This is a genomic window from Massilia forsythiae (assembly GCF_012849555.1).
Classification (GTDB): Bacteria; Pseudomonadota; Gammaproteobacteria; order Burkholderiales; family Burkholderiaceae_D; genus Telluria; species Telluria forsythiae.
Map to the genome: position 1 here is coordinate 1076509 of NZ_CP051685.1, position 18460 is coordinate 1094968.

Genomic DNA, 18460 nt, shown 5'->3' on the forward strand with positions numbered 1-18460 from the left:
TGCCAAGGTTATAGGGACAAGCCGTACGGGCAATTAGTACTGGTTAGCTTAATGCATTACTGCACTTCCACACCCAGCCTATCAACGTCCTGGTCTCGAACGACCCTTCAAGGAGCTCAAGGCTCCGGGAAATCTCATCTCAAGGCGAGTTTCCCGCTTAGATGCTTTCAGCGGTTATCTCTTCCGAACTTAGCTACCCGGCAATGCCACTGGCGTGACAACCGGTACACCAGAGGTTCGTCCACTCCGGTCCTCTCGTACTAGGAGCAGCCCCCTTCAAATTTCCAACGCCCACGGCAGATAGGGACCAAACTGTCTCACGACGTTTTAAACCCAGCTCACGTACCACTTTAAATGGCGAACAGCCATACCCTTGGGACCGGCTACAGCCCCAGGATGTGATGAGCCGACATCGAGGTGCCAAACTCCCCCGTCGATATGAACTCTTGGGAGGAATCAGCCTGTTATCCCCAGAGTACCTTTTATCCGTTGAGCGATGGCCCTTCCATACAGAACCACCGGATCACTATGTCCTACTTTCGTACCTGCTCGACTTGTCGGTCTCGCAGTTAAGCACGCTTATGCCATTGCACTATTAGCACGATGTCCGACCGTACCTAGCGTACCTTCGAACTCCTCCGTTACACTTTAGGAGGAGACCGCCCCAGTCAAACTGCCTACCATGCACTGTCCCCGACCCGGATCACGGGCCAAGGTTAGAACCTCAAACAAACCAGGGTGGTATTTCAAGGATGGCTCCACGAGAACTGGCGTCCCCGCTTCAAAGCCTCCCACCTATCCTACACAGATTGGTTCAAAGTCCAATGCAAAGCTACAGTAAAGGTTCATGGGGTCTTTCCGTCTAGCCGCGGGTAGATTGCATCATCACAAACATTTCAACTTCGCTGAGTCTCGGGAGGAGACAGTGTGGCCATCGTTACGCCATTCGTGCAGGTCGGAACTTACCCGACAAGGAATTTCGCTACCTTAGGACCGTTATAGTTACGGCCGCCGTTTACTGGGACTTCAATCAAGAGCTTGCACCCCATCATTTAATCTTCCAGCACCGGGCAGGCGTCACACCCTATACGTCCACTTTCGTGTTTGCAGAGTGCTGTGTTTTTATTAAACAGTCGCAGCCACCAGTTTATTGCAACCCTTTCACCCTTCTGCAGCAAAGCAGTCAAGTTACCGGGGCGTACCTTTTCCCGAAGTTACGGTACCAATTTGCCGAGTTCCTTCTCCCGAGTTCTCTCAAGCGCCTTAGAATACTCATCTCGCCCACCTGTGTCGGTTTGCGGTACGGTCTCGTATGACTGAAGCTTAGAGGCTTTTCTTGGAACCACTTCCGATTGCTTCGTAGCACATGGCTACACGTCCCAGTCCCTTGAATCCTGCGCCCGGATTTGCCTAAGCGCCTTCTATGAACCAGAAACCAGCTATTCCAACAGCTGGACAACCTTCCGCGATCCGTCCCCCCATCGCATCATACGACGGTGCAGGAATATTAACCTGCTTCCCATCAGCTACGCATCTCTGCCTCGCCTTAGGGGCCGACTCACCCTGCTCCGATGAACGTTGAACAGGAAACCTTGGGCTTACGGCGTGCGGGCTTTTCACCCGCATTATCGCTACTCATGTCAGCATTCGCACTTCCGATACCTCCAGCATCCCTTACGAGACACCTTCTCAGGCTTACGGAACGCTCTCCTACCATATCGATCTTGATGCAAGCATCAGAAAGATATCCGCAGCTTCGGTGACTGGCTTAGCCCCGTTACATCTTCCGCGCAGGACGACTCGATCAGTGAGCTATTACGCTTTCTTTAAATGATGGCTGCTTCTAAGCCAACATCCTGACTGTTTTAGCCTTCCCACTTCGTTTTCCACTTAGCCAATCTTTGGGACCTTAGCTGGCGGTCTGGGTTGTTTCCCTCTTGACGCCGGACGTTAGCACCCGACGTCTGTCTCCCAAGCTCGCACTCATCGGTATTCGGAGTTTGCAATGGTTTGGTAAGTCGCAATGACCCCCTAGCCATAACAGTGCTCTACCCCCGATGGTGATACTTGAGGCACTACCTAAATAGTTTTCGGAGAGAACCAGCTATTTCCAGGTTTGTTTAGCCTTTCACCCCTACCCACAGCTCATCCCCTAATTTTTCAACATTAGTGGGTTCGGACCTCCAGGGCGTGTTACCGCACCTTCATCCTGGCCATGGGTAGATCACCTGGTTTCGGGTCTACACCCAGCGACTGTCGCCCTGTTCGGACTCGATTTCTCTACGGCTCCCCTATCCGGTTAACCTCGCCACTGAATGTAAGTCGCTGACCCATTATACAAAAGGTACGCCGTCACCCCACGAAGGGGCTCCGACTGTTTGTATGCACACGGTTTCAGGATCTATTTCACTCCCCTCCCGGGGTTCTTTTCGCCTTTCCCTCACGGTACTGGTTCACTATCGGTCGATTACGAGTATTTAGCCTTGGAGGATGGTCCCCCCATCTTCAGACAGGATTTCTCGTGTCCCGCCCTACTTGTCGTACGCTTAGTATCACCGTTCGGATTTCGTGTACGGGGCTATCACCCGCTATGGCCGGAGTTTCCAATCCGTTCCACTATCCGATCGACTATCACGTACAAGGCTCATCCCATTTCGCTCGCCACTACTTTGGGAATCTCGGTTGATTTCTTTTCCTGCAGCTACTTAGATGTTTCAGTTCGCCGCGTTCGCTTCGTACACCTATGTATTCAGTGTACGATGACCTATAAGGCCGGGTTTCCCCATTCGGAAATCTGCGGATCAAAGCTCGTTTGCTAGCTCCCCGCAGCTTATCGCAAGCTACTACGTCCTTCATCGCCTGTAATCGCCAAGGCATCCACCATGTGCACTTATTCACTTGTCCCTATAACGTTGGCCCCTGCATGAGTGTCAGGGAACGTCATAATTACAAGAGTTCAGCTTACTATGTTTGTTGATACATACAGATTACTACCCTAAGTGTGCATTTGATCTTTCGACCAACTACACGCTTAAAGAAAACTTTACTTCTTCCAGATTGTTAAAGAACGAAAAAACAGTGATCTCGAAAAGACCAAACCTAAACGTATGCTGTCGCATCGCTTACGTTTGAACTTTTGGTGGAGGATGACGGGATCGAACCGACGACCCCCTGCTTGCAAAGCAGGTGCTCTCCCAGCTGAGCTAATCCCCCGGTACGTGCTACCCGACGATAACTTGGTAGGGCTGGTTGGACTCGAACCAACGACCCCCGCGTTATCAACACGGTGCTCTAACCAGCTGAGCTACAGCCCCGAAACACTGTTCTTTACTGTTCAACAGCCGATAAGCGTGGACGCTTGATGCTGGGCTTTCGCCCCGGTGCTACTCTAGAAAGGAGGTGATCCAGCCGCACCTTCCGATACGGCTACCTTGTTACGACTTCACCCCAGTCACGAATCCTACCGTGGTAAGCGCCCCCCTTGCGGTTAAGCTACCTACTTCTGGTAAAACCCGCTCCCATGGTGTGACGGGCGGTGTGTACAAGACCCGGGAACGTATTCACCGCGGCATGCTGATCCGCGATTACTAGCGATTCCAACTTCACGCAGTCGAGTTGCAGACTGCGATCCGGACTACGATACACTTTCTGGGATTAGCTCCCCCTCGCGGGTTGGCGGCCCTCTGTATGTACCATTGTATGACGTGTGAAGCCCTACCCATAAGGGCCATGAGGACTTGACGTCATCCCCACCTTCCTCCGGTTTGTCACCGGCAGTCTCATTAGAGTGCCCTTTCGTAGCAACTAATGACAAGGGTTGCGCTCGTTGCGGGACTTAACCCAACATCTCACGACACGAGCTGACGACAGCCATGCAGCACCTGTGTTCAGGCTCCCTTTCGGGCACTCCTCAATCTCTCGAGGATTCCTGACATGTCAAGGGTAGGTAAGGTTTTTCGCGTTGCATCGAATTAATCCACATCATCCACCGCTTGTGCGGGTCCCCGTCAATTCCTTTGAGTTTTAATCTTGCGACCGTACTCCCCAGGCGGTCTACTTCACGCGTTAGCTGCGTTACCAAGTTAATTAAAACCCGACAACTAGTAGACATCGTTTAGGGCGTGGACTACCAGGGTATCTAATCCTGTTTGCTCCCCACGCTTTCGTGCATGAGCGTCAGTCTTGACCCAGGGGGCTGCCTTCGCCATCGGTGTTCCTCCACATCTCTACGCATTTCACTGCTACACGTGGAATTCTACCCCCCTCTGCCAGACTCCAGCCTTGCAGTCTCCAACGCAATTCCCAGGTTGAGCCCGGGGATTTCACGTCAGACTTACAAAACCGCCTGCGCACGCTTTACGCCCAGTAATTCCGATTAACGCTCGCACCCTACGTATTACCGCGGCTGCTGGCACGTAGTTAGCCGGTGCTTATTCTTCAGGTACCGTCATTAGCCGGGGATATTAGCCCCAACCGTTTCTTCCCTGACAAAAGAGCTTTACAACCCGAAGGCCTTCTTCACTCACGCGGCATTGCTGGATCAGGCTTGCGCCCATTGTCCAAAATTCCCCACTGCTGCCTCCCGTAGGAGTCTGGGCCGTGTCTCAGTCCCAGTGTGGCTGGTCGTCCTCTCAGACCAGCTACTGATCGTCGCCTTGGTAGGCCTTTACCCTACCAACTAGCTAATCAGATATCGGCCGCTCCAGGAGCATGAGGTCCTTGCGAATCCCCCACTTTCATCCTTAGATCGTATGCGGTATTAGCGTAACTTTCGCTACGTTATCCCCCACTCTTGGGTACGTTCCGATATATTACTCACCCGTTCGCCACTCGCCGCCAGGTTGCCCCGCGCTGCCGTTCGACTTGCATGTGTAAAGCATGCCGCCAGCGTTCAATCTGAGCCAGGATCAAACTCTTCAGTTCAATCTCTGTTTGTCGAAACCGGCATTGCTACCGATTTCGAAATCGATCCACTGGATCGATTTCGCTCACTCAAAATACTGACCGTCACTCATTGCTGAGCAACGTATTTCTTTTTTGTGAACATTTGATAATTTAAGTAATCGGCTGAACATGTCAGCCGGCACCTTCATCAAACGCCCACACTTATCGACTGTTTATTGTTAAAGAACTCGTATTCGGTACTGCCTTGCTGCGTTCTGCGAATCGTTTTGTTCGTCAGCAGCAGAGAAGTGAGAGTATGCAGTGTTTCGCTTGCTTCGTCAACCCCTCTTTTTTCTTCAGCGCCAGCGGCCTTGTCAAACAAGCCAGCTCAACCTCTTGATTCGGTTCAACTTTTACTGCGCTGCAGAAGCAGGACGCGAACTATAGCAAACCGGGCGCCGGTGTGCAAGCCCACTCCCCGCTTGCACATCATTAAACCGCCGCCGCAATCGCCTTGCCCACTTCGGTGGTATTTGCCGCGCCACCCAGGTCAGGCGTCTTCGGCCCCTGCGCCAGCACCTGTTCAATCGCTTTCATGATGGCATCGCTCGCCGCCTGGTAGGTCGCATTGCCATTACCGAGAAATTCCAACATCATCGCGCCGGACCAGATCATGCCGATCGGATTGGCGATATTCTGGCCGAAGATATCCGGCGCCGAACCGTGCACCGGCTCGAACAGCGATGGGAAGGTACGCTCTGGATTCAGATTCGCCGATGGCGCGATGCCGATGGTGCCGGTACAGGCCGGTCCCAGGTCAGACAGGATATCGCCGAACAGGTTCGATGCGACCACTACGTCGAAACGCTCCGGCGACAGCACGAATCGGGCGCACAGGATATCGATGTGGTACTTGTCCCATTTCACGTCCGGATAGGACGGCGCCATCGCTTCCACGCGCTGGTCCCAATACGGCATGCTAATCGAAATGCCGTTCGACTTGGTGGCCGAGGTCAGGTGTTTCTTGGGGCGGGTCTGCGCCAGGTCGAACGCATATTTCAGGATGCGGTCGGTTCCCTTGCGCGTAAAGATCGCGTCTTGCACCACGAATTCGCGCTCGGTTCCCGTGAACATCTGGCCACCGACCGACGAATACTCGCCTTCGGTGTTTTCACGCACCACATAAAAATCGATGTCGCCCGGCTTGCGGTTGGCCAGCGGGCTGGGCACGCCGGGCATCAGGCGCACCGGGCGCAGGTTGACGTATTGGTCGAAATCGCGGCGGAACTTGATCAGCGAACCCCACAGGGAGATATGGTCGGGCACCAGATTCGGCATGCCGGCCGCGCCGAAATAGATGGCGTCAAAACCGTCCAGCTGTTCGCGCCAGTCGTCCGGCATCATCTGGCCATGCTCGAGGTAATAATCGCAGTTGGCCCATTCCATGGTGGTGAATTCGAGGTCGAGCTGGAAGCGCTTGGCGGCGGCTTCCAATACGCGCAGGCCTTCCGGCATCACTTCGTTGCCAATGCCGTCGCCGGCGATGACTGCAATCTTGTGTTTTTTCATGGCGAGCCGCTTTCCTGACAGGGATGAATTGGGAATCATCATATCGAATACGCCGGAGAATATAATCCCCCAATCCGGAAACCGACAGAACACGAAACGTGAACAATCGCCCTGCCCTCTTGTCCCATGCATCCTGACTTCAAGCCCAGCCGCTCGCTGCTGGAAGACCTGAACCTGTTCTGCGCTGTGGTCCGCAAGCAGGGCTTCGCCGCTACTGCGCTCGAACTGGGGGTGTCGAACGCCTTCGTCAGCAAGCGCATCGCCATGCTCGAAGAAACACTGGGCGTGCGACTGCTGCACCGGACCACGCGCACGCTGGCTCTGACCGACCATGGCACGGTGGTGCACCAGTGGGCGCAGCGCATCCGGGAAGACGTCGACCAGCTCGGCGAGGCGATCTCGCAAAAAGGCAGTGCGCCGCGCGGCTTGCTGCGCCTGTGCACCAGCTCGGGATTCGGGCGCAACCGCATCGCGCCGGCGATGTCGGCGCTGATACGGCAATATCCGCAACTCGAGGTGCAGCTGGAATTGCTGGACCGTCCGGTCGACCTGATCGCCGAAGGCTTTCATCTCGATATCCGCGTCGGGCAAGCGCAGGAGCCGCACCTGATCGCGCGCCGCATCGCCGCCAACCAGCGCGTGCTGTGCGGGGCGCCGGACTATCTCGCACGCCATGGCGCGCCGGCGCAGCTGGCCGACCTGGCCAGGCACCAGTGCATCGTGATCCGAGAACGCGACCAGGACGTCGGGCGCTGGAAGCTGCGCGGGCCGGCAGGCGAAGAAACGGTGCGCGTGAAAGGTCCGCTATCGACCAACAACGGCGAGCTGGTGCACCAATGGGGCATCGACGGCCACGGCATCATCCTGCGCTCGATCTGGGACGTCGGCCACAGCCTGGCGGACGGCAGCCTGGTCCGCGTGCTGCCGGCCTACCACCAGCAGGCCGACGTGTGGGCCATCTACCCGGCGCGGCTGGGCACCATGGCCAACGTGCGCGTCTGCGTCGGCTTCCTGGAGTCCTGGCTGGCACGGTAGGTCAACTAGAAAGTGTGGCGCAGGCCGAGGTGCCGGCCTTCATGGCCGAGCCGAGCGATTTTCGACGACGTTGGCCAGTCCGCCCTGCTGGTTGCCATGGCGGACGACGCCGTTGAATCGGGCGCTCTGGCCTTTGGTGTATTCCTTCCACGATTCCAGCCGGTCGAGCAGTTTCTGTCTCACCTCGGGCGACACCGCACGCCCGGTCAGCATGCTTTCCACGCCGTGGATTTCCGGCGTCTCCGACAGAATCGCGGTGCCGCTGTGGCGCACCAGGATGTCCATTGCCGCACCCAGCGCCGCATTGACGCTGATGCCGGAAAAGCCGCCGGAACTGCCGCATTCCAGGCCGATCTTGATGTAGCTGGCCGCGACCGGCCAAGGTTCGACGGCGTTCGCGGCGGGCAGCATCTCCTTGACCATGGCGATGCCGGCTTCAGTGGTCCGGCGCGTTTCGCCGGTATCCTACATGACCATGGTGCGCATCGGGCGGCCCTCATCGAGTGCCTGCGAACGCACCAGGTCGGCGACCCGGTTGCGCTCGCAGTCCAGTTCGACGATCAGGGTAGCGGCCAGGTTCGGATGGCGCACATAGCCGGCGATGGTCCAGCGCAGCACGTGGACGTGGTAACTCGGCGACGACATGCCGCAGCCGCTGGTATGGGCGAACGCGATCACGTCGTCGACGTTCGTATAAGCAGCCAGGCGCTCGGGCGTGAACCACTCGACGATCTTGTTGATGGTGGTCGCCGAACAGTACACCGAAGAGAAGATGCCGATGTCGTAGCGGGTGCCCCCCGGCCATCCGGACGCACGAAACTCATGAAGCAGGCGCGCTGGTCTTCCGGAAGGTAGTCGACCGGACACACGTCGCGACCGACGCAGGCGCACGACGGCGCCGTCGACTTCGATTTGCTCGCCCAAGGCCAACTGGCTCCTGGCGATCAGCACATTGCCGGCATCATGCAGCTGCGGCAAGGGCACTTCTGAATCGCCCCGGCTTTCGTAGAGGCCGGTTTATGTGAGTCAGGCCGGAATGGCTTGACTGCTCAACTGCTCGTAATAGTTTGCCTCAGCTTCCGCCGGCGGTATATAGCCGAGTGGTTCCAGCAGACGGTGATGGTTGAACCAGGCAACCCATTCCAGGGTTGCCAGCTCGACGGCCTCGCGCGTCTTCCAGGGAGCGCGGCGATGGATCAGCTCAGCCTTGTACAAACCGTTGATGGTTTCGGCCAGGGCGTTGTCATAGCTGTCGCCCTTGCTGCCCACGGAAGGTTCTACACCAGCCTCTGCAAGGCGCTCGCTGTACCGAATGCTGACGTATTGCGAGCCCCTGTCGCTATGGTGGACCAAGGCATCGCTGCGTTCTGGCTGGCGGTCGTACAACGCCTGCTCCAGGGCTTCGAGCACGAAGTCGGTTCGCATCGAACTGCTGACGCGCCAGCCTACGATACGGCGCGCAAAGACATCAATAACGAAGGCTACGTAGACGAAACCCTGCCACGTCGACACGTACGTGAAATCGCTGACCCACAACTGATTCGGTCGCTGTGCCTTGAATTGACGGTTGACCCGGTCGAGTGGGCACGGCGCTTTCGCATCGGGGACGGTGGTGCGTACCACCTTGCCACGTATAACGCCACGCAGGCCGGCGCGACGCATCAGGCGCTCCACGGTACAGCGGGCTACGTCAGTACCTTCACGTTTCAGCTGGCGCCAAACCTTGTCGACCCCATAGACTTGCAAGTTCGCCTGCCAGACACGCTCGATCTCGGCGCTCAGGACTTCATCACGCTGCGCCCGTGGACACTGCAATGCCGGGTTACGCCGTCTCGCTGCGTAACGCCAGTAGCCCGACGGCGCGACCTGCATGACACTGCAAATCGGCTCGACGCCGTAGGCATGGCGGTGCTTGTCGATGAACGCTCTTACGATTTGAAGCGGCGGTCGAGCTCCGCCTGGGCGAAAAAAGCGCTCGCCAGGCGTAGGATCTCGTTCGCCTTGCGCAGCTCCCGATTCTCCCGCTCCAATGCCTTCATACGCTCCTGCTCGGCGGTAGTGACACCAGGACGCTGGCCGGTATCGGTTTCTTGCTGGCGTATCCAACGACGCAGCGTTTCAGGCGTACAGCCGATCTTGGCTGCGATGGATGTGATCGCTGCCCACTGCGACGGATACTCGCTGCCAGCTTCGCTGACCATGCGCACAGCGCGCTCGATAACTTCAGGTGAATACTTCGGTTGCTTCTTCATAGCTCCATTCTCTCAAACAATGGAGCCTCCTCAAAATCCGGGGCGATTCACTTCTGTCGGTCGAGGATGGTCGTCACGCTGCAAGACTTGGCAGAGATCGTCGGCGTCACCAAGGTCACCGTTTCACGCGCGCTGAATTCGACCGAACAGGTATCGCCCGAGATTCTGCGCTGGGTGCAGGCAGCCGTGCGCGCTACCGGCTATGTGCCGAACCTGGTGGCTGGGTCCCTGACGTGAAATCGTAGCAAGCTGGTGATCGCCCTGATTCCTTCACTATCCGGTTCGGCGTTCCAGGAAACGACGGAAGCGATGATGGTCGCGCTGGGAAAGACCTGATCGAACGCACCAGTACCTAGCGGGAGAATGAGGATCCGTAGTACAAATCGGAACAGTGAGGTTGCTTTTTCCAAAAGCAAAAAGCCCCGCTCAGTTCACTGAGCGGGGCTTTGCTTATAACTAGCCTGACGATAACCTACTTTCACACTGGTTGCAGCACTATCATCGGCGCAAAGTCGTTTCACGGTCCTGTTCGGGATGGGAAGGGGTGGTACCGACTTGCTATGGTCATCAGGCATGACTTGTACGGGTGCATCGTGCTGTGCGCGACGCCACCCTGAATCTGGAAGAAGTGTTTTCGGTAATCTGTGGTGTTGCCTGTATCAACAAACAGCCGAACCCTCATCTTTGGCTGACTGCCAAGGTTATAGGGACAAGCCGTACGGGCAATTAGTACTGGTTAGCTTAATGCATTACTGCACTTCCACACCCAGCCTATCAACGTCCTGGTCTCGAACGACCCTTCAAGGAGCTCAAGGCTCCGGGAAATCTCATCTCAAGGCGAGTTTCCCGCTTAGATGCTTTCAGCGGTTATCTCTTCCGAACTTAGCTACCCGGCAATGCCACTGGCGTGACAACCGGTACACCAGAGGTTCGTCCACTCCGGTCCTCTCGTACTAGGAGCAGCCCCCTTCAAATTTCCAACGCCCACGGCAGATAGGGACCAAACTGTCTCACGACGTTTTAAACCCAGCTCACGTACCACTTTAAATGGCGAACAGCCATACCCTTGGGACCGGCTACAGCCCCAGGATGTGATGAGCCGACATCGAGGTGCCAAACTCCCCCGTCGATATGAACTCTTGGGAGGAATCAGCCTGTTATCCCCAGAGTACCTTTTATCCGTTGAGCGATGGCCCTTCCATACAGAACCACCGGATCACTATGTCCTACTTTCGTACCTGCTCGACTTGTCGGTCTCGCAGTTAAGCACGCTTATGCCATTGCACTATTAGCACGATGTCCGACCGTACCTAGCGTACCTTCGAACTCCTCCGTTACACTTTAGGAGGAGACCGCCCCAGTCAAACTGCCTACCATGCACTGTCCCCGACCCGGATCACGGGCCAAGGTTAGAACCTCAAACAAACCAGGGTGGTATTTCAAGGATGGCTCCACGAGAACTGGCGTCCCCGCTTCAAAGCCTCCCACCTATCCTACACAGATTGGTTCAAAGTCCAATGCAAAGCTACAGTAAAGGTTCATGGGGTCTTTCCGTCTAGCCGCGGGTAGATTGCATCATCACAAACATTTCAACTTCGCTGAGTCTCGGGAGGAGACAGTGTGGCCATCGTTACGCCATTCGTGCAGGTCGGAACTTACCCGACAAGGAATTTCGCTACCTTAGGACCGTTATAGTTACGGCCGCCGTTTACTGGGACTTCAATCAAGAGCTTGCACCCCATCATTTAATCTTCCAGCACCGGGCAGGCGTCACACCCTATACGTCCACTTTCGTGTTTGCAGAGTGCTGTGTTTTTATTAAACAGTCGCAGCCACCAGTTTATTGCAACCCTTTCACCCTTCTGCAGCAAAGCAGTCAAGCTACCGGGGCGTACCTTTTCCCGAAGTTACGGTACCAATTTGCCGAGTTCCTTCTCCCGAGTTCTCTCAAGCGCCTTAGAATACTCATCTCGCCCACCTGTGTCGGTTTGCGGTACGGTCTCGTATGACTGAAGCTTAGAGGCTTTTCTTGGAACCACTTCCGATTGCTTCGTGGCACATGGCCACACGTCCCAGTCCCTTGAATCCCGCGCCCGGATTTGCCTAAGCGCCTTCTATGAACCAGAAACCAGCTATTCCAACAGCTGGACAACCTTCCGCGATCCGTCCCCCCATCGCATCATACGACGGTGCAGGAATATTAACCTGCTTCCCATCAGCTACGCATCTCTGCCTCGCCTTAGGGGCCGACTCACCCTGCTCCGATGAACGTTGAACAGGAAACCTTGGGCTTACGGCGTGCGGGCTTTTCACCCGCATTATCGCTACTCATGTCAGCATTCGCACTTCCGATACCTCCAGCATCCCTTACGAGACACCTTCTCAGGCTTACGGAACGCTCTCCTACCATCTTCAATAAAGAAGATCCGCAGCTTCGGTGACTGGCTTAGCCCCGTTACATCTTCCGCGCAGGACGACTCGATCAGTGAGCTATTACGCTTTCTTTAAATGATGGCTGCTTCTAAGCCAACATCCTGACTGTTTTAGCCTTCCCACTTCGTTTTCCACTTAGCCAATCTTTGGGACCTTAGCTGGCGGTCTGGGTTGTTTCCCTCTTGACGCCGGACGTTAGCACCCGACGTCTGTCTCCCAAGCTCGCACTCATCGGTATTCGGAGTTTGCAATGGTTTGGTAAGTCGCAATGACCCCCTAGCCATAACAGTGCTCTACCCCCGATGGTGATACTTGAGGCACTACCTAAATAGTTTTCGGAGAGAACCAGCTATTTCCAGGTTTGTTTAGCCTTTCACCCCTACCCACAGCTCATCCCCTAATTTTTCAACATTAGTGGGTTCGGACCTCCAGGGCGTGTTACCGCACCTTCATCCTGGCCATGGGTAGATCACCTGGTTTCGGGTCTACACCCAGCGACTGTCGCCCTGTTCGGACTCGATTTCTCTACGGCTCCCCTATCCGGTTAACCTCGCCACTGAATGTAAGTCGCTGACCCATTATACAAAAGGTACGCCGTCACCCCACGAAGGGGCTCCGACTGTTTGTATGCACACGGTTTCAGGATCTATTTCACTCCCCTCCCGGGGTTCTTTTCGCCTTTCCCTCACGGTACTGGTTCACTATCGGTCGATTACGAGTATTTAGCCTTGGAGGATGGTCCCCCCATCTTCAGACAGGATTTCTCGTGTCCCGCCCTACTTGTCGTACACTTAGTATCACCGTTCGGATTTCATGTACGGGGCTATCACCCGCTATGGCCGGAGTTTCCAATCCGTTCCACTATCCGATCGACTATCACGTACAAGGCTCATCCCATTTCGCTCGCCACTACTTTGGGAATCTCGGTTGATTTCTTTTCCTGCAGCTACTTAGATGTTTCAGTTCGCCGCGTTCGCTTCGTACACCTATGTATTCAGTGTACGATGACCCAAAGGGCCGGGTTTCCCCATTCGGAAATCTGCGGATCAAAGCTCGTTTGCTAGCTCCCCGCAGCTTATCGCAAGCTACTACGTCCTTCATCGCCTGTAATCGCCAAGGCATCCACCATGTGCACTTATTCACTTGTCCCTATAACGTTGGCCCCTGCATGAGTATCAGGGATCGTCATAATTACAAGAGTTCAGCTTACTTTGTTTGTTGATACATACAGATTACTACCCTAAGTGTCCAACCTACCTTTCGGTACATTGAACGCTTAAAGAAAACTTTACTTCTTCCAGATTGTTAAAGAACGAAAAAACAGTGATCTCGAAAAGACCAAACCTAAACGTATGCTGTCGCATCGCTTACGTTTGAACTTTTGGTGGAGGATGACGGGATCGAACCGACGACCCCCTGCTTGCAAAGCAGGTGCTCTCCCAGCTGAGCTAATCCCCCGGAATTCATTCACAAAAAAGTACAAACCTACTTTTTTGTGGATCCAGATAAAAATCCCTGGCAAAGCCAGATGATTTTTATAGGCAACTGCGTTGACTGGTAGGGCTGGTTGGACTCGAACCAACGACCCCCGCGTTATCAACACGGTGCTCTAACCAGCTGAGCTACAGCCCCGAAACACTGTTCTTTACTGTTCAACAGCCGATAAGTGTGAGCGTTTGGTGATTGGCCTCTTGGGCCGGTGCTACTCTAGAAAGGAGGTGATCCAGCCGCACCTTCCGATACGGCTACCTTGTTACGACTTCACCCCAGTCACGAATCCTACCGTGGTAAGCGCCCTCCTTGCGGTTAAGCTACCTACTTCTGGTAAAACCCGCTCCCATGGTGTGACGGGCGGTGTGTACAAGACCCGGGAACGTATTCACCGCGGCATGCTGATCCGCGATTACTAGCGATTCCAACTTCACGCAGTCGAGTTGCAGACTGCGATCCGGACTACGATACACTTTCTGGGATTAGCTCCCCCTCGCGGGTTGGCGGCCCTCTGTATGTACCATTGTATGACGTGTGAAGCCCTACCCATAAGGGCCATGAGGACTTGACGTCATCCCCACCTTCCTCCGGTTTGTCACCGGCAGTCTCATTAGAGTGCCCTTTCGTAGCAACTAATGACAAGGGTTGCGCTCGTTGCGGGACTTAACCCAACATCTCACGACACGAGCTGACGACAGCCATGCAGCACCTGTGTTCAGGTTCCCTTTCGGGCACACTCCAATCTCTCGGAGCTTCCTGACATGTCAAGGGTAGGTAAGGTTTTTCGCGTTGCATCGAATTAATCCACATCATCCACCGCTTGTGCGGGTCCCCGTCAATTCCTTTGAGTTTTAATCTTGCGACCGTACTCCCCAGGCGGTCTACTTCACGCGTTAGCTGCGTTACCAAGTTAATTAAAACCCGACAACTAGTAGACATCGTTTAGGGCGTGGACTACCAGGGTATCTAATCCTGTTTGCTCCCCACGCTTTCGTGCATGAGCGTCAGTCTTGACCCAGGGGGCTGCCTTCGCCATCGGTGTTCCTCCACATCTCTACGCATTTCACTGCTACACGTGGAATTCTACCCCCCTCTGCCAGACTCCAGCCTTGCAGTCTCCAACGCAATTCCCAGGTTGAGCCCGGGGATTTCACGTCAGACTTACAAAACCGCCTGCGCACGCTTTACGCCCAGTAATTCCGATTAACGCTCGCACCCTACGTATTACCGCGGCTGCTGGCACGTAGTTAGCCGGTGCTTATTCTTCAGGTACCGTCATTAGCCGGGGATATTAGCCCCAACCGTTTCTTCCCTGACAAAAGAGCTTTACAACCCGAAGGCCTTCTTCACTCACGCGGCATTGCTGGATCAGGCTTGCGCCCATTGTCCAAAATTCCCCACTGCTGCCTCCCGTAGGAGTCTGGGCCGTGTCTCAGTCCCAGTGTGGCTGGTCGTCCTCTCAGACCAGCTACTGATCGTCGCCTTGGTGAGCCTTTACCTCACCAACTAGCTAATCAGATATCGGCCGCTCCAAGAGCATGAGGTCCTTGCGAATCCCCCACTTTCATCCTTAGATCGTATGCGGTATTAGCGTAACTTTCGCTACGTTATCCCCCACTCTTGGGTACGTTCCGATATATTACTCACCCGTTCGCCACTCGCCGCCAGGTTGCCCCGCGCTGCCGTTCGACTTGCATGTGTAAAGCATGCCGCCAGCGTTCAATCTGAGCCAGGATCAAACTCTTCAGTTCAATCTCTGTTTGTTGGCATTGCTGCCATCGGTATTGCTACCGAGTCGCTCACTCAAAATACTGACCGTCACTCATTGCTGAGCAACGTATTTCTTTTTTGTGAACATTTGATAACTTAAGTAATCGGCAGAGCTTTCGCAGCTGCCGGCACCTTCATCAAACGCCCACACTTATCGACTGTTTATTGTTAAAGAACTCGTATTCAGACCTGCCTTGCTGCATTCTGCGAATCGTTTTGTTCGTCAGCAGCAGAGAAGCGAGATTATGCAGTGTTTCGTTTGCGTCGTCAACTTCTTTTTTTCTACAACACATCGTCAATCGATCTGAAAATTCAACGCATTTACTCCGTTAAACTTTCGTGTGCTGCAGAAGCAGGAAGAGAACTATAGCAAATGGTTCGATAGTCGCGCAAGCCCTGCCATTGCGTTGTCGGGACGAAAAAGATTCTCAAAGGCGACAAAAATTGCCGTCATTAATGTCGTTACCGATTGCATTAGTACATTATTGCTGTGCTATCGTTGCCGCCTTCACCAGACCATCGATTGCCATGCATTTCCCTCTCATTCCCTCGACCGCCAATCCCACCCTTGCCTCCCAGCTCGATGACGCCATCAATAACAAGACCAAGCCCCTCGGCAGTCTCGGCACGCTGGAGCGCCTGGCAAGGCAGTTGGGCCTGATCCAGGAAACCGCCGCGGTATCGATCGACCGGCCGGCCATGCTGGTCTTCGCAGGCGATCATGGCGTCGTGGCGGAAGGCATTTCTGCTTATCCGCAGGACGTCACCTGGCAGATGGTCGAGAACTTCCTGGCCGGCGGCGCCGCCATCAATGTGTTCGCGCGCCAGAACGGCTGCGCACTGTCGATCGTCGACGCAGGCGTCAAGCACGACTTCGGCCAGCGCGCGGGCCTGGTCGACCGCAAGATCGCGCCCGGCACCCGCAACTTCGCGCTGGAACCGGCCATGAGCGCGCAGCAGTGCGCCACCGCGCTGGAGCACGGTGCCGCGCTGGTCGCCGACCTGCCGGGCAACGTGGTCGCGTTCGGCGAAATGGGCATCGGCAATACGACCGCCGCCGCGGCGCTCATGCACAAGCTGGCCGGCATCCCGGCGGCGGAATGCGTTGGCGCCGGCACCGGTCTCGCGCCGGACGGCATCCTGCGCAAGCAGCAGGTGATCGAAGCGGCGGCGGCACGTCACGCCGGCGTCGACGATCCGCTTGCGGTGCTGGCCACCTTCGGCGGCTTCGAGATCGCGATGATGACCGGCGCCATGCTGGAAGCGGCGCGCCGCCGCAAGGTCTTGCTGATCGACGGCTTCATCGTCACCAGCGCCGTTCTGGTGGCGGCGCGCATGGCGCCAGCCATCCTCGACTACTGCGTGTTCGCGCATTGCTCGGACGAAGCCGGCCACCGCCGCATGCTGGACGCCCTCGGCGCGGCGCCGCTGCTGCAGCTCGGCCTGCGCCTGGGCGAAGGCACCGGCGCCGCGCTCGCCCTGCCGCTGCTGCATGCCGCCGCCAACTTCCTGGAGCAGATGGCGACCTTCGCCTCGGCCAGCGTCAGCGGCAAATCCGCATAAGACCAGGACGAGCGCATGCAGCAAGTCCGCCTGTTCTTCATCGCGCTGCAGTTCTTCACCCGGCTGCCGATCCCAGGCTGGGTCGGCTTCGAGGCGAGCTGGCTGCAGCATGCCTCGCGCTATTTTCCGCTGGTGGGCTGCGTGGTGGCGGCCATCGCCGCCGCCGTGTACGCGCTGGCGGCGCTGGTGTTGCCGGCGCCGGTGGCGGCGGTGCTGTCGACCGCGGCGTCGATCTATAGTACCGGCGCCTTCCACGAAGACGGCTTCGCCGACACCTGCGATGGCCTCGGCGGCGGCATGACGCGCGAGCGGGTGCTGGAGATCATGAAGGATTCGCGCGTCGGCGCCTACGGTGCGATCGGCATCGCCTGCATGCTGGCCACCAAGCTGTCGGCCCTGTCCATGCTGCCGCCGCGCGACGCCGTCGCCGCGTTGTTGCTGGCGCATCCGTTGTCGCGCCTGGCGGCCACGGCGCTGATCTGGCGGCTGGCGTACGTGCGCGGCGAGGGCAAGGCCAAGCCGCTGGCGCACCGGATGACGCATGTGGAATTCGCCATCGCTACCCTCGGCGCCTTGCTGCCCGCCGCCGTGCTGCTGGCCTTCGGCTGGGTTACGCCGGCCGCCGTGCTGGGCGCCGTGCTGGCCTGCCTGCTGGCCGCGTTCTGGCTCGGCCGCATCTTCGTGCGCCGGCTCGGCGGCTATACCGGCGATTGCCTGGGCGCGGTCCAGCAGGTGGCGGAAGCACTGGCCTACGTGGCCGTGCTGGCCACGCTGGGCCATGGCGCCTGGACGGCTTCCTGACGCCGGCGCCATGAAGTCGACACGATGAAGCTGCTGTGCGTGCGCCATCCGCAGCCCGCGATCGCCCCCGGCCATTGCTACGGCGCCAGCGACGTGCCCGTGGCCGAGGCGGAACTGGCGCGCGTGCATGCGGCCCTGGCCGGCGCCGGCCTGCCCGGCGCGCTGCCGGTCTATGCCAGCCCGCTGCAGCGCTGCTCCCTGCTGGCGCGGCGCCTGCAGCCGTGCGCCCTACGGCTCGACGCGCGCCTGGCCGAAATGGATTTCGGCGCCTGGGAACTGCGTCCCTGGTCCGGCATCGCGCGCGTCGAGGTCGATGCCTGGGCGGCCGACCTGCTGCACTACCGGCCCGGCGGCGCCGAGAACGTGCTCGACGTCGCCGCACGGGTCGCCGCCTTCGTCGGCGACCTGCGCACATCGTCATATAGCGGCGCACCGGGCGGCACGGGCGGCGACGGCCCATGCGGCGAACCGGCCGGGCAGGCGCAGGCGCTGCTGCTCTGCCACGCCGGCACGATCCGCCTGCTGGCGGCGCTGGCGACCGGCCTGCCGCTCGAACAGGCCGCGCTGCAGGCCGCCGCCACGCCGCACCGCATCGGCTACGGCGAAATCGTCGCGCTGGACTGCTGAAGCCGGCGCCCGAGGCAAGGCCGTGCGCCCCGCCA

8 protein-coding genes, 4 tRNA genes, 5 rRNA genes, 1 pseudogene and 1 other annotated feature are annotated in these 18460 nt (G+C 57.1%); of the genes and pseudogenes, 5 read left to right on the forward strand and 13 right to left on the reverse strand.

The features are described from left to right. Window positions 1-12: 12 nt before the first annotated feature. The 6 genes from HH212_RS04645 to HH212_RS04670 all read right to left on the reverse strand — a co-directional run bounded on the left by HH212_RS04645 (window position 13) and on the right by HH212_RS04670 (window position 6453). A 23S ribosomal RNA gene (locus HH212_RS04645) occupies window positions 13-2904 on the reverse strand. Window positions 2905-3137: 233 nt separating this feature from the next. Beyond that, window positions 3138-3213: transfer RNA gene (locus HH212_RS04650), tRNA-Ala, on the reverse strand. A gap of 24 nt (window positions 3214-3237) precedes the next feature. Then, a tRNA-Ile gene (locus HH212_RS04655) sits at window positions 3238-3314 on the reverse strand. 78 nt (window positions 3315-3392) lie between these two features. After that, a 16S ribosomal RNA gene (locus tag HH212_RS04660) occupies window positions 3393-4923 on the reverse strand. The 16S and 23S rRNA genes sit together here with 2 tRNA genes alongside, the layout of an rRNA operon. A 169-nt stretch (window positions 4924-5092) precedes the next feature. Beyond that, a complete protein-coding gene (locus HH212_RS04665; RefSeq protein WP_169434304.1) occupies window positions 5093-5266 on the reverse strand; it encodes a hypothetical protein in 174 nt (57 codons plus the stop codon). A 110-nt stretch (window positions 5267-5376) separates the two neighbouring features. Then, window positions 5377-6453, reverse strand: a complete 1077-nt coding sequence (locus HH212_RS04670) for a tartrate dehydrogenase (RefSeq protein ID WP_170205271.1) — start codon at window positions 6451-6453, stop codon at window positions 5377-5379. Window positions 6454-6579: 126 nt separating this feature from the next. Here HH212_RS04670 and HH212_RS04675 point away from each other — a divergent pair, with 126 nt between their 5' ends. Continuing rightward, window positions 6580-7488 (forward strand): LysR family transcriptional regulator, encoded by a 909-nt coding sequence (locus HH212_RS04675; protein ID WP_169434305.1) that lies wholly within the window; start codon window positions 6580-6582, stop codon window positions 7486-7488. A gap of 25 nt (window positions 7489-7513) precedes the next feature. Here HH212_RS04675 and HH212_RS04680 read toward each other — a convergent pair. Together HH212_RS04680 and HH212_RS04685 are read right to left on the reverse strand one after the other, a co-directional pair. Next, window positions 7514-8363: pseudogene (locus HH212_RS04680) on the reverse strand (UxaA family hydrolase); the annotation flags it as partial. Between the two features lie 151 nt (window positions 8364-8514). Next, window positions 8515-9740, reverse strand: a protein-coding gene (locus HH212_RS04685) for an IS3 family transposase (protein WP_169434306.1) whose coding sequence is annotated in 2 segments (ribosomal slippage) — window positions 8515-9461 and window positions 9461-9740 — 1227 coding nt in all. Because the reading frame shifts where the segments join, the coding sequence is not laid out codon by codon here. Continuing rightward, window positions 9346-9462: a sequence feature (AL1L pseudoknot), on the reverse strand. It overlaps the preceding gene by 117 nt. A gap of 66 nt (window positions 9741-9806) precedes the next feature. Here HH212_RS04685 and HH212_RS27195 point away from each other — a divergent pair. Beyond that, window positions 9807-9977, forward strand: coding sequence for a LacI family DNA-binding transcriptional regulator (locus HH212_RS27195; RefSeq protein WP_229217571.1), 171 nt, complete (start codon window positions 9807-9809; stop codon window positions 9975-9977). 222 nt (window positions 9978-10199) lie between these two features. On the opposite strand, the gene rrf is transcribed toward HH212_RS27195, so the two are convergent. The 5 genes from rrf to HH212_RS04715 form a co-directional block, all read right to left on the reverse strand. Next, a 5S ribosomal RNA gene (gene rrf / locus HH212_RS04695) occupies window positions 10200-10312 on the reverse strand. 133 nt (window positions 10313-10445) lie between these two features. Continuing rightward, a 23S ribosomal RNA gene (locus tag HH212_RS04700) occupies window positions 10446-13322 on the reverse strand. Window positions 13323-13555: 233 nt separating this feature from the next. Next, a tRNA-Ala gene (locus tag HH212_RS04705) sits at window positions 13556-13631 on the reverse strand. A gap of 97 nt (window positions 13632-13728) precedes the next feature. Further along, window positions 13729-13805: transfer RNA gene (locus HH212_RS04710), tRNA-Ile, on the reverse strand. A 79-nt stretch (window positions 13806-13884) separates the two neighbouring features. Further along, window positions 13885-15415, reverse strand: a 16S ribosomal RNA gene (locus tag HH212_RS04715). A gap of 547 nt (window positions 15416-15962) precedes the next feature. Here HH212_RS04715 and cobT point away from each other — a divergent pair. The 3 genes from cobT to HH212_RS04730 are packed head-to-tail and all read left to right on the forward strand — an operon-like array spanning window position 15963 to window position 18425. Beyond that, window positions 15963-16997, forward strand: a complete 1035-nt coding sequence (gene cobT, locus HH212_RS04720; RefSeq protein WP_169434307.1) for a nicotinate-nucleotide--dimethylbenzimidazole phosphoribosyltransferase — start codon at window positions 15963-15965, stop codon at window positions 16995-16997. Window positions 16998-17012: 15 nt separating this feature from the next. Further along, window positions 17013-17798 (forward strand): adenosylcobinamide-GDP ribazoletransferase, encoded by a 786-nt coding sequence (locus tag HH212_RS04725; protein WP_169434308.1) that lies wholly within the window; start codon window positions 17013-17015, stop codon window positions 17796-17798. 24 nt (window positions 17799-17822) lie between these two features. After that, window positions 17823-18425, forward strand: coding sequence for a histidine phosphatase family protein (locus HH212_RS04730; RefSeq protein ID WP_169434309.1), 603 nt, complete (start codon window positions 17823-17825; stop codon window positions 18423-18425). Window positions 18426-18460: the final 35 nt, after the last annotated feature.